Origin of the sequence: Paracoccus albicereus (genome assembly GCF_024359525.1) — a bacterium.
GTDB classification, from domain to species: Bacteria; Pseudomonadota; Alphaproteobacteria; order Rhodobacterales; family Rhodobacteraceae; genus Paracoccus; species Paracoccus albicereus.
In genome coordinates this window covers 380,687-397,106 of sequence record NZ_JAKZEU010000001.1, presented here as the reverse complement: position 1 = coordinate 397,106, position 16,420 = coordinate 380,687, and the positions used below count along the sequence as shown (strand labels likewise).

16 protein-coding genes are annotated in these 16,420 nt (G+C 66.0%); 6 read left to right on the top strand and 10 right to left on the bottom strand.

Translation table 11 applies throughout. The features are described from left to right. Nucleotides 1-44: 44 nt before the first annotated feature. Genes pdeM through MLD63_RS01995 form a run of 5 tightly spaced genes read right to left on the bottom strand, consistent with a single transcriptional unit; the run spans nucleotide 45 to nucleotide 6,540 of the window. Complete coding sequence (gene pdeM / locus MLD63_RS02015; RefSeq protein WP_255328165.1) at nucleotides 45-701, bottom strand: ligase-associated DNA damage response endonuclease PdeM; 657 nt, start codon at nucleotides 699-701, stop codon at nucleotides 45-47. After that, nucleotides 698-3,241 (bottom strand): ligase-associated DNA damage response DEXH box helicase, encoded by a 2,544-nt coding sequence (locus MLD63_RS02010; protein ID WP_255328164.1) that lies wholly within the window; start codon nucleotides 3,239-3,241, stop codon nucleotides 698-700. The genes pdeM and MLD63_RS02010 overlap by 4 nt, the downstream gene beginning before the upstream one ends. After that, nucleotides 3,238-4,788: a cisplatin damage response ATP-dependent DNA ligase gene (locus MLD63_RS02005; RefSeq protein ID WP_255328163.1), complete on the bottom strand. Its 1,551-nt coding sequence runs from the start codon at nucleotides 4,786-4,788 to the stop codon at nucleotides 3,238-3,240. Before MLD63_RS02005 ends, MLD63_RS02010 begins: the two co-directional genes overlap by 4 nt. After that, a complete protein-coding gene (locus MLD63_RS02000) occupies nucleotides 4,785-5,777 on the bottom strand; it encodes a ligase-associated DNA damage response exonuclease (RefSeq protein ID WP_255328162.1) in 993 nt (330 codons plus the stop codon). The genes MLD63_RS02005 and MLD63_RS02000 overlap by 4 nt, the downstream gene beginning before the upstream one ends. Before the next feature lie 49 nt (nucleotides 5,778-5,826). Continuing rightward, nucleotides 5,827-6,540 (bottom strand): helix-turn-helix transcriptional regulator, encoded by a 714-nt coding sequence (locus tag MLD63_RS01995; RefSeq protein WP_255328161.1) that lies wholly within the window; start codon nucleotides 6,538-6,540, stop codon nucleotides 5,827-5,829. Nucleotides 6,541-6,604: 64 nt separating this feature from the next. Here MLD63_RS01995 and MLD63_RS01990 point away from each other — a divergent pair, with 64 nt between their 5' ends. Next, entirely contained in the window at nucleotides 6,605-7,207 is a 603-nt protein-coding gene (locus tag MLD63_RS01990; RefSeq protein WP_255328160.1) for a glutathione S-transferase family protein, read from the top strand. Here MLD63_RS01990 and MLD63_RS01985 read toward each other — a convergent pair. The 5 genes from MLD63_RS01985 to MLD63_RS01965 all read right to left on the bottom strand — a co-directional run bounded on the left by MLD63_RS01985 (nucleotide 7,204) and on the right by MLD63_RS01965 (nucleotide 11,358). Next, a complete protein-coding gene (locus MLD63_RS01985; protein ID WP_255328159.1) occupies nucleotides 7,204-7,614 on the bottom strand; it encodes a thioredoxin family protein in 411 nt (136 codons plus the stop codon). The two genes, MLD63_RS01990 and MLD63_RS01985, sit on opposite strands and share 4 nt — an antisense overlap. An 18-nt stretch (nucleotides 7,615-7,632) precedes the next feature. Continuing rightward, nucleotides 7,633-8,346 (bottom strand): cytochrome c biogenesis CcdA family protein, encoded by a 714-nt coding sequence (locus tag MLD63_RS01980; RefSeq protein WP_255328158.1) that lies wholly within the window; start codon nucleotides 8,344-8,346, stop codon nucleotides 7,633-7,635. Nucleotides 8,347-8,421: 75 nt separating this feature from the next. Continuing rightward, a complete protein-coding gene (locus tag MLD63_RS01975) occupies nucleotides 8,422-9,312 on the bottom strand; it encodes a DMT family transporter (protein WP_255328487.1) in 891 nt (296 codons plus the stop codon). Nucleotides 9,313-9,425: 113 nt separating this feature from the next. Beyond that, complete coding sequence (locus tag MLD63_RS01970; protein ID WP_255328157.1) at nucleotides 9,426-9,725, bottom strand: HU family DNA-binding protein; 300 nt, start codon at nucleotides 9,723-9,725, stop codon at nucleotides 9,426-9,428. A 148-nt stretch (nucleotides 9,726-9,873) separates the two neighbouring features. After that, entirely contained in the window at nucleotides 9,874-11,358 is a 1,485-nt protein-coding gene (locus MLD63_RS01965; RefSeq protein ID WP_255328156.1) for an AMP nucleosidase, read from the bottom strand. Between the two features lie 89 nt (nucleotides 11,359-11,447). Here MLD63_RS01965 and MLD63_RS01960 point away from each other — a divergent pair, with 89 nt between their 5' ends. The 5 genes from MLD63_RS01960 (at nucleotide 11,448) to MLD63_RS01940 (ending at nucleotide 16,378) form a co-directional block, all read left to right on the top strand. Continuing rightward, entirely contained in the window at nucleotides 11,448-12,335 is an 888-nt protein-coding gene (locus tag MLD63_RS01960) for an SDR family oxidoreductase (RefSeq protein WP_255328155.1), read from the top strand. 7 nt (nucleotides 12,336-12,342) lie between these two features. Beyond that, entirely contained in the window at nucleotides 12,343-13,566 is a 1,224-nt protein-coding gene (locus MLD63_RS01955; protein WP_255328154.1) for an FAD-dependent monooxygenase, read from the top strand. 117 nt (nucleotides 13,567-13,683) lie between these two features. Further along, nucleotides 13,684-14,280, top strand: coding sequence for a LolA family protein (locus MLD63_RS01950; protein ID WP_255328153.1), 597 nt, complete (start codon nucleotides 13,684-13,686; stop codon nucleotides 14,278-14,280). Nucleotides 14,281-14,412: 132 nt separating this feature from the next. Continuing rightward, the gene (locus MLD63_RS01945) at nucleotides 14,413-15,672 is read left to right on the top strand and encodes an MFS transporter (RefSeq protein WP_255328152.1); all 1,260 of its coding nucleotides are present in this window, start codon (nucleotides 14,413-14,415) and stop codon (nucleotides 15,670-15,672) included. 10 nt (nucleotides 15,673-15,682) lie between these two features. Beyond that, nucleotides 15,683-16,378: an HAD family acid phosphatase gene (locus tag MLD63_RS01940; protein ID WP_255328151.1), complete on the top strand. Its 696-nt coding sequence runs from the start codon at nucleotides 15,683-15,685 to the stop codon at nucleotides 16,376-16,378. Nucleotides 16,379-16,420 lie beyond the last annotated feature (42 nt).

Sequence of the window (16,420 nt, the reverse complement as noted above, 5' to 3'; positions counted from 1 at the left end):
ATGTCTTAGCGCAGCGCACAGGTCTGACATGACGACCCTTCCTTTTAAGCCCGAAGGCGGGGCATGATCGGAACCGGTATCGCGCGGTCTGCGCAGGCGACGGCCAGGCCTGCGGGAACCAAGGAAGTCAGGGCTGGCGAGTCGACCGGCAACCCGCCGGTATACGCACCGAAAGCGGGTAGGATGAGGTGGTCGCGCCCGATCAGGAATGCGCGCCGTCTGGCGCCCCCCAGTCTGATGCAGGGATGGAAATGGCCAGATATGTCGGGCCCGCTTGCCGCCTCATGTCGCAGGATCAGATCGTCCTCGACCTCGGCATGATTGGTGCCGGGCATACGCGCGCAGGGCGGGCCGGGATCATGGTTGCCGCTGATCCAGAGCCATTTCCGGCCATGCGCCATTGCGTGCAATCGGTCGCAGATCGCATCGGGTAGCGCTCGTCCCGCTGCGTCGTCGTCGAACCCGTCCCCAAGGCTGACAATCACCTCGGGGCGGGTGGCGGAGATTTCGTCTTCCAGCCGTTCCAGCGTCGCCTGAACCTCATAGGGTGGCAGCAGGGCACCGCCCCGGCGTGCCATGCGCTCTGACTTGCCCAGATGCAGGTCGGCCACGATCAGCCAGTCACGCTCGGGCCAATGCAGCGCGCCGGAGGGGCGGGCCTGCAGCACATGGCCCGAAAATCGGAAGGCGAAGCCCGTCATCGCGAGCGCGGCACCGTGGCCGGACGCGGCGCGCGCCGCGGCGGAACGTCGCCTGATCGGGCCGGCCGGTCGCGCTTGCGATCGCGAAGGCCGGTCGCGGGCCGGTTCACGCCGTCACCGATGCCGGCGAGCCGAGCGACCTCTGCCGGCTCTGCACCAAGATCGATGCCGGCTTCGGCCATCATGGCGGCAGCCTCTTCCTCGGCCAGCCGCATCCTTCCCTGTCCGTCGATGCGCACCCGGCCCATTTCCAGCATCAGCGGTGCCGCAAGCGGCGAGACGCGGTCCAGCATCACGTGCTGCAGGCGCGGTGAGCGGTCCAGCATCTCGTCGATCCGGCCGAAATCGACCAGCCCGCGCTGCGCCTCGTCGGCCGTGATGCGCAGCAGCAGGTGATCGGGATCGTATTTGCGCAGCGTGTCGTAAAGGATGTCGCTGGAAAAGGTCGCCTGTTTCCCGGTGGACCGGCTGCCCGGCATGTTGCGCTGGATCAGACCGGCGATGATCGCGACGTTCCGGAAGCTGCGCTTCATCACCGCGTTGCCCTGCAGCCAATCGCCCAGACCCTCGCGCAGCGACGCGCGGTCCAGCAGCGGGGCGGGGTCCTCGACCGGATCGACCGACCAGATCAGCAGCGCGTAATCGGTGGCGAGGAATCCCAGCGGCCCCAGCCCCGCGACCTCCATCGTGCGGGTCAGCAGCAGGCCCAGTGTTTGCAGCGCGTTGCGGCCGGCGAACCCATACAGCGCGAAGTGCCAGCGCCCGTCGTAGCGGAAGCTTTCAGACAACAGCGTTCCCGGTACCGGCAACGCGGATTGTTCCGCCTGCAGTGCCAGCCAGTCGCGACTGTCCGGCGGCAGCACGTCCCATTCGGACGGATCGCCGATCAGCGCCTGCACCCGTTGCGACAACTGGGTCGAGGTCGCGAGCTTCAGCCCGTTGAAGGTAGCGATGCGCGGTTCCTTGTGGGGGTTCGGCACCACCTCGAGCGTCAGTTCACGCAGGCCTTCATAGCGCACGGTCTGGCCACCGATCAGGAATGTGTCGCCAGGGACCAGCGTCGCGGCGAAGCCCTCCTCGACCTCGCCCAGCAGCGGGCCGCCGCGACCCTTGAAGCGGACCTTCAGCGTTTCCGGGTCGATGATCGTGCCGATGTTCATGCGGATCAGCCGGGCCGCGCGCGGGTCGCGCAGGAACCACAACCTGTCCCGTTCCATCAACCGCTGCCAGCGGTCATAGGCGCGCAGCGCATAGCCGCCGGTCGCCGCGAATTCCAGGCAATCGTCGAAGGCGGCACGGGATAGCGAACGGTAGGGGCCGACCGCCGTCACCTCGGCATAGAGCGCATCGGCCGAAAACGGCCCGGCGCAGGCGGTCAGCAGGATGTGCTGGCACAGGACGTCCAACGGTCCCGGACCGCGCGGATCGCCGTCCAGATCACGTTCTGCCACGGCTTCCAGCGCGGCGACGCATTCGATGACCTCGAACCGGTTCGCCGGGACGATCCGCGCGCGGCTTGGCGCGTTGTAGCGGTGATTGGCGCGCCCGATGCGCTGGACCAGGCGCTTCACGTTCTTCGGCGCGCCGACCTGAATGACCAGATCGACGGCGCCCCAGTCGATCCCCAGATCAAGGCTGCCCGTCGCCACGACCGCGCGCAGTTCGCCCGCCGCCATCGCGGCCTCGACCCGCTGACGGGCCTCGCGCGAGAGGCTGCCGTGATGCAAGCCGATGGGCAGGTTCTCCTCGTTCGCGGCCCAGAGCTGCTGGAAATACAGCTCCGCCTGCGCGCGGGTGTTGATGAAGACGATGGTCGTGTTGGCCTGCCGTATCTGGTCGAGGACCTCGGGCACGGCGTAATGGCCATTGCCGCCGGCCCAGGGCGCGGGGCGGGCGGTGGGCAGCATCGCGATGTCCGGATCGGGACCGGGATCGGCGTTGATGATCGTGGCGCCGCCCATGAAATCCGCCAGTGCCTGCGGATCCTCGACCGTCGCCGACAGGCCGATGGCCGACAAGTCCGGCGACAGCGCGCGCAGCCGCGACAGGCCCAGCATCAGTTGGTCGCCGCGCTTGTTCTCGGCCAGCGCGTGCAACTCATCCAGAACCACGCGGCGCACACCACCGAAGATCGCGGGCGCCTGTTCGTAGGACAGCATCAGCGCCAGGCTTTCGGGCGTGGTCAGCAGGATGTCGGGCGGATCGACCTTCTGGCGCGCGCGCTGGCTGCCCTTGGTATCGCCCGTCCGGTCCTCGATGCGGATGTCCAGGCCCAGTTCCGCGACCGGGAGGGCGAGGTTGCGCGCGATGTCCGCCGTCAATGCCTTCAAGGGCGAGACGTAGAGCGTGTGCAGCCCCTTCGGCCGGTCGCCGCGCGCCAGATCGACGAGGCTGGGCAGGAAGCCCGCCAGCGTCTTGCCGCCGCCGGTCGGCGCGATCAGCAGGCTGTCGCCTTGCGCGCCCAGCAGCGCGAGCTGGTGGGGATGCGGCTCCCATCCCTGGGTGGCGAACCAGTCCTGGAAGGCTTTGGGCAGGCTCACGGCAGCATGTCCTTCAGCGTCGCCAGGTGGTCGGCCTCGGCCGCGGGCTTGTCCCAGCGGATACGACTGATGCGGGGAAAGCGCATGGCGACGCCGGACTTGTGGCGGCCGGATTCGTTCAACCCCTCGAAGGCGACTTCCAGGACGAGGCTCGGCTTCAGCGCCCGGACGGGGCCGAAGCGGTCCACCGTGTTGTTGCGCACGAAGCGGTCGAGTTCGCGCAATTCCTCATCGGTGAAGCCGAAATAGGCCTTGCCCACGGGCACCAGATCCTTGTCGTCCCACAGCCCGAAGGTGAAATCGCTGTAAAAGCCGCTGCGCTTGCCGTGGCCGCGCTGCGCGTAAAGCAGCACGGCGTCGACCACCATCGGATCGCGCTTCCACTTGAACCACGGCCCACGCGGGCGGCCGCCGACATAGGCGCTGTCGCGGCGCTTGATCATCACGCCTTCGATCACAGTGCTGGGCGGATCGGCGCGCAACGCCGCCAGATCGTCCCAAGTGGTGAAGTCGAGAAGCGGCGAGACGTCGATCCTCTCGCTGCCGAAATCGGCGCCTTCCAATACCGCGCGGCGTTCGGCAAAAGGCAATTCGCGCAGGTCCTGCCCCTGCCAGATCATCAGGTCATAGACGCGCAGCCCGGCGGGGTGGCTATCGAGCATGGTCTTGCTGATGGTCTTGCGGTTCAGGCGCTTCTGCAGATCGCCGAAGACGGCGACCTCGTCGTCGCGGCGGACCAGCAACTCGCCGTCGGCCGCGCCCTCGAAATTCAGCGCCTCGATCACGTCGGGAAAGCTGCCGCTGATATCCTCGCCCGTGCGGGAATACAGCCGCCGCACGCCGTCATCGTTGATCGCCTGGACGCGGATGCCATCCCATTTCCATTCCGCCATGTATTCGGCCGGGTCAAAGGCCTGAAGCTGGTCCAGATCGACCGGGGTCGACAGCATGACCGGGCGGAACGGCGCCTTCGCCGCGTGTTCGGGTCGCTCGCCGCCAGCGATCCAGTCGAAAAGCGGCTGGTAGGGCGCGCGCAGCCCGTGCCAGATCTCCTCGATATCGGCGACCTCGGGCTGGCCCATCTGCGCCAGCGCCATCCGCGCCATCCGCGCTGAAAGTCCCACGCGCATGTTGCCAGTGGCAAGCTTCAGGAACGCCAGCCGTTCGGACGCGCCCAAACGGTCCAGCATTGCGCTGATCGCCGCGGGCAAACCGGCCTTGCCGGTGTCCGACAGCAGCGCGACAGCATCGCGCAGCGGGACGTCCTCGTCGGTCTCGGCCTCCCACAGCAGCGCGATGGTTTCCGCCAGATCGCCGACGAAATCGTAGGAAAGCGCCAGAAGCTGGTCGTCCACGCGTTCCGCCATCAGCCCGCGCAGCAGGCTGGGCGTGACGGTCCGCAGCTTCAGATCGCCGGTCAGCGCGGCCAGCGCATAGCCGCGATCGGGGTCTGGCGTCTCATCCAGATAATGACGCAGGATCTGCAGCTTTGCGTTGCGCGCCGGCGTAAAGGCCAGCCGTTCCAGAAGGTTCGCAAATCCCTTCATTCCGGCTCGTCCTCGTAACCGACAAGCCGCAGCGGGCGGGCGGGGATCTGGTGCAACTCGCACCAGCGCATCAGCCCGTCCTCGGTGCCGTGGGTGATCCAGACCTCGGACGGGGCCAGTTCGCGGATCGTCTGCGTGACCTGCGGCCAATCGACATGGTCGCTGACCACCAGTGGCAGTTCGACCCCGCGCTGACGGGCGCGGGCGCGGACCTGCATCCAGCCCGAGGCGAAGCCGATCACCGGATCGCGGAACCGCTGCACCCAGGCCGAGGCGAAAGCCGAGGGTGGCGCGATCACCAGCTGCGCGGGTACGTCCTTCGCCGTGGCGGGGATCAACTCGCCCAGATCGATGCCCTGCTCGATGTGGTAATCGCACAGCCGCTGCAGCGCGCCATGGATAGCGATCGGGCCCTCGATACCGGCCTCGCGCGCCAGCATAATGAGGCGCTGCGCCTTGCCAAGCGCATAAGCGCCGATCAGGTGATGGCGGTCGGGAAATTCGGCCATGCTTTTCAGCAGGCGCGCCATCTCGCTCGCCGGATCGGGATGTTTGAAGACCGGCAGGCCGAAAGTTGCCTCGGTCACGAAGATGTCGCAGGGCACCGGTTCGTAGGGTGCGCAGACCGGGTTCGCTCGGCGGCAGTAATCGCCCGAGACGACGATCTTCGGTCCCGCCGTCGGTGTGATCGCGATCTGCGCCGAGCCGAGGATGTGACCCGCCGGATGGAAGCTGACCCGAGTGTCGCCGACGGTGATCTCTCCGTCCGCCACCTGCCGCGTGGCGGTGAAATCCTCGCCATAGCGGATCGCCATGATCTCGAGCGTTTCGCGAGTCGCCATGACTGATCCGTGACCAGAACGTGCATGATCGCCGTGGGCATGGGTGATCAGCGCACGTTCGACCGGGCGCACCGGATCGATAAAGAAATCGCCCGGCGGGCAATAGAGGCCCGCATCAGTGGGGTGCAGAATCTGGTCGGCGCGCATCAGGGGAATATGCGGAACATTTCGTGAAAATCAACGCGGGTCGTGCAGATCAACCCGTCGCGTCCGGTGATGTTCCGTGTTCGTGGCGTTGCAGGCTGCGGTATTCGCGCGCCAGCGCAGCACGGTGCGGACGGAATGACCCGCCGGTCGGCCGCATGGCGGCGATCCGGTGAACGTGGAAGACCCGGAAATCCATCCGCAGCCGACAATGCGCCAACAGCATCAGCGTGCGTTCGGTCACGGACAATCCCAGCGGCCAGATCGTGCGGACCGTCTGCCGGTCCGAAAGATCGGTATAGGTGATCTCGACCTCTTCCTCGTTCCAGCAGGCGGCGCGCAGACGCGACAGGTCGATCCGGGGCGAATCGCGGTCGGGCGGCTGCGTGAAACTGTGCATGATCGCGTGCAGCGCCTGCTGCGACTGGCGTTCCGGCAGCGTCGCGATAATCCGCGCCAAGGCCGCCTGGCCAGCGTCGGTCAGTTCCGCATCGCCGATCCGCCCCAGCGATTGAACCGCCAGATGCAGCGCCTCGATCTCCAGCCGTGAAAAGCTTTGCGGTGGCAGGGCCGGGTCTTCGGTCAGCGTGTAGCCCAGACCCGCCTCACCGTCGATCAATGCGCCGCCGGCGCGCAGCGTGGCGATATCGCGATAAAGCTGCCGCAGGGAAACGCCGGTATCTTCGGCCAGAGTGGCGGCGGTGACGGGGCCGCGGTGACGACGCATCCGGTCCATCAGCCGCATCAGCCGGTCGGTGCGGGCCATGCTGTCACCTTCTGTCAGCGTTCCTGTGCAAGATGATGGCCAGCCACATCGAAGGAGACAAGCGATGCTGACACTGTACCACTCGCCGATGAGCCGCTCGACCAGCATCCTGCAGCTGATCGAGGAAATGGGAATCGCGGACCAACTGGCGATCGAGCAGGTCGAGATCCCTCGTCAGGATGGGACAGGCGGGCGCGACCCGAACAATCCCCATCCCGAAGGCAAGGTGCCCTACCTCACCGACGGCGACGATTTCGTGCGCGAACGCAGCGCCATCATCCTGTACCTGACCGACCGCTTCGACAGTTCGCTGGGCCGCGAGGTGGGCGATCCGCAGCGCGGACGTTACCTGTCGTGGCTGTCATGGTATCAGGGCGTGTTCGAGCCGGTCGTGATCCTGTCCTGGGCCGAGGTCGATCATCCGGCGATCCATGCGGGTCTTCGTGATTACGACACGGCACTGCAACGGCTGGATGAGGGTCTGTCGAAACAGCCCTATCTGCTGGGACAGGATTACAGCGCCGCCGATCTGCTGTGTGCAGGCCCCTTCGTCTGGTTCGGCGATCAGATGAAGTCCACTCCGGCGATCGACGATTGGGTCGCGCGCTGTGCGGATCGCCCGGCCGCGAAGAAGGCGGCCGAGCGGGATGCGGTGGCCCGGACCTAGCCTTCCAGCGCGCGGTCCAGAAGCGCCTTGATGTCGTCTTCGGACGTGGCCGCGACGACGCGGCCCAGTTCCTGATTACCCTTCAGCACAATCAGGGTCGACCGGCGCGGCACGTTCATGTCGGTGACGATCTGGCTTTTCCCCCATTCGTCCCAATCGGCGATCATGAACGTAATCTGCTCATCATAGGCCGGGTTTTCGGCGCGCAGCGCGTTGATGACCCGACCCTGCGCGGCGCAAGTCGGGCACCAGCTGGCCTTGAAGTCGAGCAGCACGGTCTGACCGTCCGCCAGCGCGGATTGCAGTGCCTCGGGCGTGTAGGCGACGCCCGGCACCTCTTCGGCAACGACGGGGAGGGGTGCTGCGAGCGAGACGGCGATGGCGGCCGTGAAGGCAAGAAGGTTCATCTTTGGCTCCTGTCAGGGTCAGAGGGAAACGGAAAGGTCCTGCAGCCAGATCGGCAGGTTCTGAACGGCGAATGTCTCGATCATCCGCATCAGGCCGGACAGCATCGCCACGCCGACACCGATGAAAACCAGGCCCATCGCGGGGCGGGCACGTTGGGCGAAGGCCTGCGCACGGGCGCGGTTGCGCATCAGGATGCCTCGCGCGCCGAAGGCCAGCGCAAGGATCAGGGTGGACACGCCAGCGGCGAAGGCGAGCATGATAGCCGAGGCCCACAGCAGGCTTTCGCCCTGGCTCGCCAGCGCGATCGCGCCCCCGAGCGTCGGGCCGATGCAAGGGCTCCACGCTGCACCAAGCAGTGCCCCGGCGACGGCCTGCCCGCCCAGCCCTGCATCTGCGGTACGGTCGATCCCGGCATCGGCCCGCGCGGCAAGTCCTGCCGTCGCGGTCTGAAACAGCGTGCCAGCCTGCGGCAGCAGCAGGGCCGCGCCAAAGGCGATCATCGCCAAGGCTGCGATCTGCGTCAGCCCCTCACCGCTCAGCCCGATGGCACGCCCGAGCGCTGCGATACCGATGCCGAACAGCACGAACGAGGCGCTCATACCCCCGGCCAGCGCCACCGGGCCCAGCCGATGTTTCGATGCGGCCGAGGCCAGCACGATGGGCAGGACCGGCAGCACGCAAGGATTTATCAGCGTCAGCAGTCCGGCAAGATAGGCAAGGATCAGGGTCATCAGCGGTCCTCGTTTACCGCCGTTACGCTGATCCAAGCGCTGCCGTTACGCGCGTCCCCTTCACCGAAGCGTGAGCTAGACGCTTCTGGGTCGAACCGCCGGTGCGTTCTTGGAAAGTTGCACGGCGAGGATCCCCGCCATGATGATCGCAACGCCGATCATGTCGGTCATGCGCAATTGCTCGCCCAGAAGGATCGAGGCGATCAGGACCCCGAAGAAGGGCGACAGGAAATGGAAGGTCGCTGCCCGGACAGCGCCGATGCGACGGACCAGCTGAAACCAGACCCAGGTCGCCAGCAGGCCAGGCACGATGACGGTGTAGACGAAGGCAACGGTCAGCCGCAGGTTCGGCACCAGATGCCAGTCCTCAAGGAACGGGGCGATCAGCGACAGTGCGGCCGAGCCGACAAGCATCTGCAGACCCACGATCATCATCACGTTCCCGCCCGAACTGGCGCCGCGAACGGTCAATGTGGCGATCGCCAAGGCCAGGGCAGCGCCGAAGCAAAGAAGGATGCCAAACAGGTCGCTACCGCCGCGCAGCCGCGCGCCCATGATGATGGCGACACCGATCAGGCCAAGCGCCAGCCCGGCAATGCCGAGTGGCCGCAGACGCTCGCCCAGCAGCGCCCAGCCCAGGACGGCGACGATTAGCGGCATGGTCGCGGCGATGATCGAGGCAAGGCTCGCCTCCACCCATTGCATCGCGACCCAGTTCATCCCCAAGTAGAGCGCGTTCTGACACAGGCCAAGGATCACGATGGCCCGCCAGTGGGCACGGGTCAGGCTGCGGATGCTTTCACCCATCGCCCAGGCAAGGCCGATCCCGATCGCGCCCGACAAGGCGAAGCGCAGCGACAGCGCGATGAGCGGAGGGGTCTCGGTGACGATCAGACGCGTCGTGCTGAAGGCTGACGCCCACATGACGGCGAAAGCGACACCCATCGCGATGGCCTTGAAATCCATGATCCCTCGCTCTGGCTGGCTGGCCATGGGCTAGCAGAGTGGTTCGGCAACGAAAAGGGGCCGCGCCGTGCAGGCGCGACCCCGAAAGGATCGGTCCTGAAACGGACCCTGTCTTATTCGTTGACGCTGTCCTTCAGCGCTTTCGCAACGGTCACCTTGACCTGCTTGTCCGCCGGCTTGGTCATCATTTCCTGCGTCTGCGGGTTGCGAACCTGACGCTCGGGGCGGGCCCGGCAGGCGATCTTGCCGATACCGGGCAGCGTCACCGCGCCACCGCCGGAGACTTCACGCGTGACCACGGCGGTCACGGCGTCGAGCGCCGCAGCAGCCGACTTCTTGTCGCTGCCCATCTCGTCGGCAAGGGCCGCGACCAGCTGGGTTTTGGTCATCGGTTTCGCGGAAGGCGTAGCCATTCTTGGTGTCTCCTCTTTCCCCGTCGGGCTATTGTTTTGAGCCGAATTCGCGGCGTAGAGCCTTGCTACACACGCTTTTGATCGGCAGATCAAGTATTTTTCGACCAAAAGGCGATTTGCTGCCGCTTTATGTCAGGTTTGCCCCGGGTCACAGAAATGCGGTCTCGCTGAACGAGCGCAGCTTGCGCGAATGGATGCGTTCCAAGGGCATCTCGCGCAGCTTTTCCATCGCGCGGATTCCGATCAGCAGATGGTTCGCAACCTGCGTGCGGTAGAAATCCGTGGCCATACCCGGCAGTTTCAGTTCGCCGTGCAGCGGCTTGTCGGACACGCACAGAAGCGTGCCGTAAGGCACCCTAAAGCGGAACCCGTTGGCGGCAATCGTCGCACTTTCCATGTCCAGCGCGATGGCGCGCGATTGCGACAGGCGCTGGACGGGGCCGGACTGGTCGCGCAACTCCCAGTTGCGGTTGTCGATCGTGGCCACGGTTCCAGTACGCATGATCCGCTTGAGCTCGTAGCCTTCAAGCTTCGTGACCTCGGCAACCGCCTCCTGCAGAGCGACCTGAACCTCGGCCAGGGCCGGGATCGGGACCCAGACGGGCAGGTCGTCGTCCAGAACGTGATCTTCGCGCAGATAGGCGTGGGCCAGCACGAAATCGCCCAGACTCTGCGAATTGCGCAGTCCCGCGCAATGGCCCACCATCAGCCAGGCATGGGGTCGCAGGACGGCGATATGGTCGGTTGCGGTCTTCGCGTTCGATGGTCCGACGCCAATATTGACCAGGCTGATCCCCTGACCGCCCGGACGCAGCAGGTGGTAGGCCGGCATCTGCGGCATCTTGGCGCCGGTGTTGGCGGGATCTTCGGGTGCTTCTATCAGGTGGTTGCCCGGACCAACGAAGCCTGTGTATCCCATCGACGGATCGGCCAACGCCCGTCGCGCGAAGGCTTCGAACTCGTCGACGTAGAACTGATAGTTGGTGAACAGGACGAAGTTCTGGAAATGCTCGGGCGCGGTCGCGGTGTAGTGCGCCAGCCTCGCCAGCGAGTAATCCACCCGCTGCGCGGTGAACGGCGCCAGATGCGCGGCGCCATCGGCATGGGCGCCCGCGACGCCGTTGACGATGTCATCGTTCATCGTGCCCAGATCCGGCACGTCGAAGATGTCGCGCAGGCTGAAGCTCAGGACGCCTTCGTGCGGCACGTTCAGGTCGGTCTTGCTCGCCACCGCGAAATGGACGGGCATCGGCGTCTCGCTGAAGCCGACGGTGACGGGTGTCGCGTGGTTTCGCGTCAACAGGCCGATCTGCTCGGTCAGGTAATGCTGGAACAGATCGGGGCGGGTGATGGTGGCGGCATAGCTGCCCGGCACGACGACATGGCCAAAGGACAGGCGCGAGTCGGTCTTCGAATGGCTTGCCGTCGTCAGCCGCACTTCGGGGTAGAAGGCGCGATAGCGGGCACGCGGCTTTTCGCCGTTCAGCACGTCGACGAAGCGGTCGGTCAGGAAGCCGGCGGAGATGTCGTAAAGCTCGCGCAGCCGGGCGACCGCCGCTGCGGGGTCGGTGAACTGCTCGCGCGGGGCCGGTTCGGGCGATTCGACCGGCAGGAAGCGGCTGTCGTGATCCATTTGTCTTTCTTTCCTTTATGGCGGAATGTGCCAGCGCGCCGCAGCCGAAACAAGCGCCGGGCGGGCGTTTCAGCGAACGGACCAGCAGCATGCATCTTCTGATCTTCGGGCACGGCTATTCGGCAGGCTTTCTGACGCCCTTGCTGGTGCAAGAAGGCTGGACGGTCAGCGGCACGACGCGCGGTTCGTCGGATCGGGTCCGTGCGGCTGGTGCAAATCCGCTCCTGTGGCCGGGGGATGAAGACGGCGTGGCGCGCGCGATCGCCCAGGCCGATGCGATCCTGGCCTCGGTCGCACCCGACGGGGACGCCGACCCGGTTCTGGCCGCGTTTGGGCCACAAATCGCCGCCGCGAAGCCGAGCTGGCTGGGCTACCTGTCCACCACCGGCGTCTACGGCGATCGCGAGGGCGGTTGGGTTGATGAGGACAGCCCGCTTGAGCCTGCGACACGCCGTGGCAAGGCGCGGGTGGCCGCCGAGGCGGAGTGGCAGGCGCTGGCAGACAAGGCCGCGCTGCCGCTGCATATCTTCCGCCTGGCCGGCATTTACGGCCCCGGACGCGGGCCTTTCCGCAAGCTGCGTGACGGGACGGCGCGGCGGATCGTGAAGCCCGGGCAGGTCTTCTCGCGCATCCATGCCGCAGATATCGCACAGGCCGTCGCTGCGTCGCTGTCGGGCAAGGGCGGGCCGGGGATCTACAACCTTTGCGACGACGATCCGGCGCCGCCGCAGGATGTGATCGAACATGCGGCGCGCCTGCTCGACATGCCGGTTCCGCCCGAGATCGCTATCGACGATGCCGAGATGACGCCCATGGCGCTCAGCTTCTATGCCGAGTCGAAGCGCGTTCGGAACGATCGCATGAAGGATCATCTGGGCATCACCCTGATCCATCCCGACTATCGCAGCGGGCTGTCGGCGATCCTGCGCGAGGAAGAGGACGGGGCCGGATGGACTTCGGCTGCCCCGCGTGCATGATCCTGCCATGGACGACACCTATGACGTGCTGATCGCTGGCGGCGGGCTGAATGGCCCGACCCTGGCGCTTGCCCTGGCGGGCGCCGGCCTGTCGGTCTGCGTCGTGGACGCGCGTCCGGCCGAGGCGCGCAGTGCCGACGATTTCGACGGCCGCGCCTATGCGCTGGCGCTGGCGTCACGCCGGCTGCTGACGGCGCTTGGGCTGTGGGGCGATCTTGGGCCGAAAAGCCAGCCGATCCTGCAGGTGAAGGCGTCGCAGGGGCGTCCCGGCAGCGGTGCGGACCGATTCTTTCTGCATTTCGACAGCGCCGAGATCGAGGAAGGCCCGGTCGGTCACATGCTGGAGGATCGGTTCCTGTACCGCGCGCTCTTGGCCGCGATGCAGGACCGCGTGACGCATGTCGCCGGGACCGCCATCACCGATCACGAGGTCGGACCCGCTGGCATCACGGCGACCCTCTCAGACGGGCGTCGCATCGGGGCGCGGCTGCTGGTCGGCGCGGACGGGCGCGGCTCGGGCGTGGCCTCGCGCGCAGGGATCACGCGGCGAGGCCACGATTACGGCCAGATCGCGCTGGTCGCGGCGATCGAGCATGACAAGCCGCATGACGGGGTCGCGCATCAGTACTTCATGCCGACCGGGCCGCTGGCGATCCTGCCGCTGCCTGGCAACCGATCCTCGGTCGTGTGGTCAGAGACGGAGGCAAACGCGAAGGCCATCGTCGCGCTGGACGATGCCGCCTTTCTCGACGTGCTTCGTCCACGCTTCGGCGACTTTCTGGGCGCCATCACGATAGCTGGTCCGCGTTTTTCCTATCCGTTGTCGCTGTCGCTGGCCGAAACCTATGTCGCGCCGCGCATGGCGCTGGTCGGCGATGCGGCCCACGGGGTTCATCCAATCGCCGGGCAAGGTCTGAACCTCGGCCTTCGTGATGTCGCCGCCCTGGCCGAGGTGCTGGTCGAGGCGGTTCGCCGGGGCGAGGACTTGGGCGCGCCGGACGTTCTGGAGCGATATCAGGCTTGGCGGCGTCCCGACGCGACCCGGCTGGCCTTGGGAATGGACGGAGTGAATGCGCTCTTCTCGAACCGAAGCGGGATGCTGGGCGCGGCGCGCGGGGTCGGGATGGGACTGATCAGCGCGATGCCGATCCTGCGGCGCGGCTTCATGCGTCAGGCGGCCGGGCTGTCGCTGAACCCGATGCCGCGCCTGCTTGCCGGCCTGCCGCTTTAGTCACGCCGGACGCCGGGTTTCGTCATGGAACCCTCACGGAAGCGAGAGTGTTCTGGGGTATCGCCATCCGCCGATCGTGATGTGCAAGTCTTTGATAAAAGGATATGATCCTTGGTTATGAAAACACTCCGCTTCGCCTTGGCGCCCGCCCTCGCCCTCTGCCTGACCGCGCCTGCCGCGCTGGCCGAGAAGATCCCGCTGAACGACATTTCGACCTATCTCAACAGCCTCGGGACCGCGACGGCGCAGTTCACGCAGGTGAACAACGACGGCACCATCTCGACCGGGACACTCTACATCAAGCGACCGGGCCGCGTTCGGTTCGAATACAACAACGACAACACGCTGGTGGTCGCGTCGGGCGGCAACGTCGCGGTGTTCGACAGCAAGTCGAACAGCCCGGGTGAGCAATATCCCCTGTCGCAGACGCCGCTGTCGATCATTTTGGATGCCAACGTGAACCTGGGTCGAGCCAACATGGTGACGGGTCACAGCGAGCAGAAGAATTCGACCGTGGTGACCGCGCAGGACCCGGCGCATCCGGAATATGGCAACATCCAGATGGTCTTCACCAGCCCGACCGAGCTGCGTCAGTGGGTCGTCACCGACGATGCCGGTGAAAAGACCACGGTCATCCTGGGCGAGATGGCGAAGGGCGCCGGGATCCCGGACAGCAAATTCTCGATCGAGCAGGAAGTCGCTCGCCGCCGCTGAGGCGCAATGTTCTTCGCAGCAAGGCCGGGCCGTAATTGGTCCGGTCTTTTTGTATCGGCACAAGGCATCGCTTGATCTTTGCCGCGCGAAGCGCGAACGGATAGGCGCAAGTGCTTCGCGAAAGTTGCGCCCATGGCCGTGTCGCAGTCCCGATCTCAATCGCTCTTCACCCCGATCCTGATCGGCGGCTCGCTGATCCTCTTGATCAACTTCGCGATGCGCGCCAGCTTCGGCGTCTTCCAGATCCCGATCGGCGAGGAATTCGGCTGGCCACGGGCCGAATTCAGCCTCGCCATCGCGATCCAGAACCTCGCCTGGGGCATCGGCCAGCCGCTTTTCGGCGCGTTGGGTGAACGGTTCGGCGATCGCTGGTCGATCATCTTGGGCGCGCTGCTGTATTCCGCCGGGCTGATCCTGTCGGCCTACGCGACGACGCCGGAATCGATGCAGATGCTCGAGGTGATGGTGGGCTTCGGCATCGCGGGGACAGGCTTCGGCGTGATCCTTGCCGTCATCGGTCGCGCGTCGAGCGACGAGAACCGCAGCCTCGCCCTGGGGATCGCGACCGCTGCCGGATCGGCCGGACAGGTCTTCGGCGCGCCTTTGGCCGAGATCCTGCTGAACTTCTATTCCTGGCAGGCGGTATTCATCATCTTCGGCGTGCTGGTCCTGTCCTGCATGGCGTTCCTGCCGATGCTGGGCGACACGAAGCCCGCGACCCGAACCGAGCTTGAGGAGAGCATGGGGACGGTCGTGCGCCGCGCTTTCCGCGATCCATCCTATCTGATGATCTTTGCGGGCTTCTTTTCCTGCGGCTACCAGCTCGCTTTCATCACGGCTCATTTCCCCGCGATGGTGACAGAGATGTGCGGTCCGATCTCGCCCATGGGCTCGCTCGCCTCCATCGGGATCACCACCACTTCGGCGTTGGGCGCGGCGGCGATCAGCCTGATCGGGCTTGCCAACATTGGCGGCTCGATCCTCGCAGGCTGGCTGGGCAAGCGCTATACCCGGAAGTATCTGCTGGCCGGCATCTACACATTGCGCACGATTGCGGCGGCCGCCTTCATCCTGCTTCCGATCACACCGACCAGCGTCATCATCTTCTCGCTGGTCATGGGCGGGTTGTGGCTTGCGACGGTGCCGCTGACCTCGGGGCTCGTCGCCTATATCTACGGGCTGCGATACATGGGCACGCTGTACGGCTTTGTCTTCCTGTCGCACCAGCTTGGCTCATTTCTGGGCGTTTGGCTGGGCGGCTGGCTTTATGACGTCTATGGGGATTATACGCTGGTCTGGTGGGTCGGCGTGGGCGTGGGCGCGTTCAGCGCCATCATCCACCTGCCGGTGCGGGAAGCACCCGCGCGCCTGCCCGCCGTCGCCACTGCCTGAGGAGAACCCGATGCCCGATGATGCCCGTAAGTCGCCGCTGAGCGAACACGTCGTCGCGGTCCGCTACCAGCAGCTTTCGGCCGAAGTTCGCGCGCTGCAGATGCAGTGCTATGCGCTGGCGACGCTGCGCCTGCACGAAGCGGTCGCGGCGAATGGCGGAACGGGCGAGGGCTTGGCGATCGTCACCGACATTGACGAGACGGTGTTCGACAATTCCGCCGTGATGGCACTTGCTGCCACCGTGGGCGATCTTCCGGGCAACCTGGATACATGGGGCGCGTGGGAATTGCATGGCGAACCGGGGCTGATCCCGGGCGCCTACGACTTCCTGTGGCTCGCGGATTCTCTGGGCGTGGGCGTCTTCTACGTCTCGGACCGGTTTGGTGAAAACAAACACGCGACGCTGGCGACGCTCGCGGCGCTTGGACTGCCGCAGGCCAGTGAGGATCGTGTACACCTGTTCGGCTATCCGAAAGCGCATCGTCGCGCGATGATCGAGCGCGACCACCGGATCATCCTGCTGTTGGGCGATACGCTGCACGATTTCCACGCCGATTTCGCCGACGCGACGCTGGAAGAGCAGCACGCGCGCGCGGATGCCCACAAGGCGCGTTTCGGACAGGACTGGATCGTCTTCCCGAACGCCGCCCACGGCACCTGGATGGAGGCGGAACTGCGTCCGTGGGACATGCCCGCGACCGACTGAGCGGCGCGTGGTTGCCATCCCGGCTTCTTGCCACCTAGATGC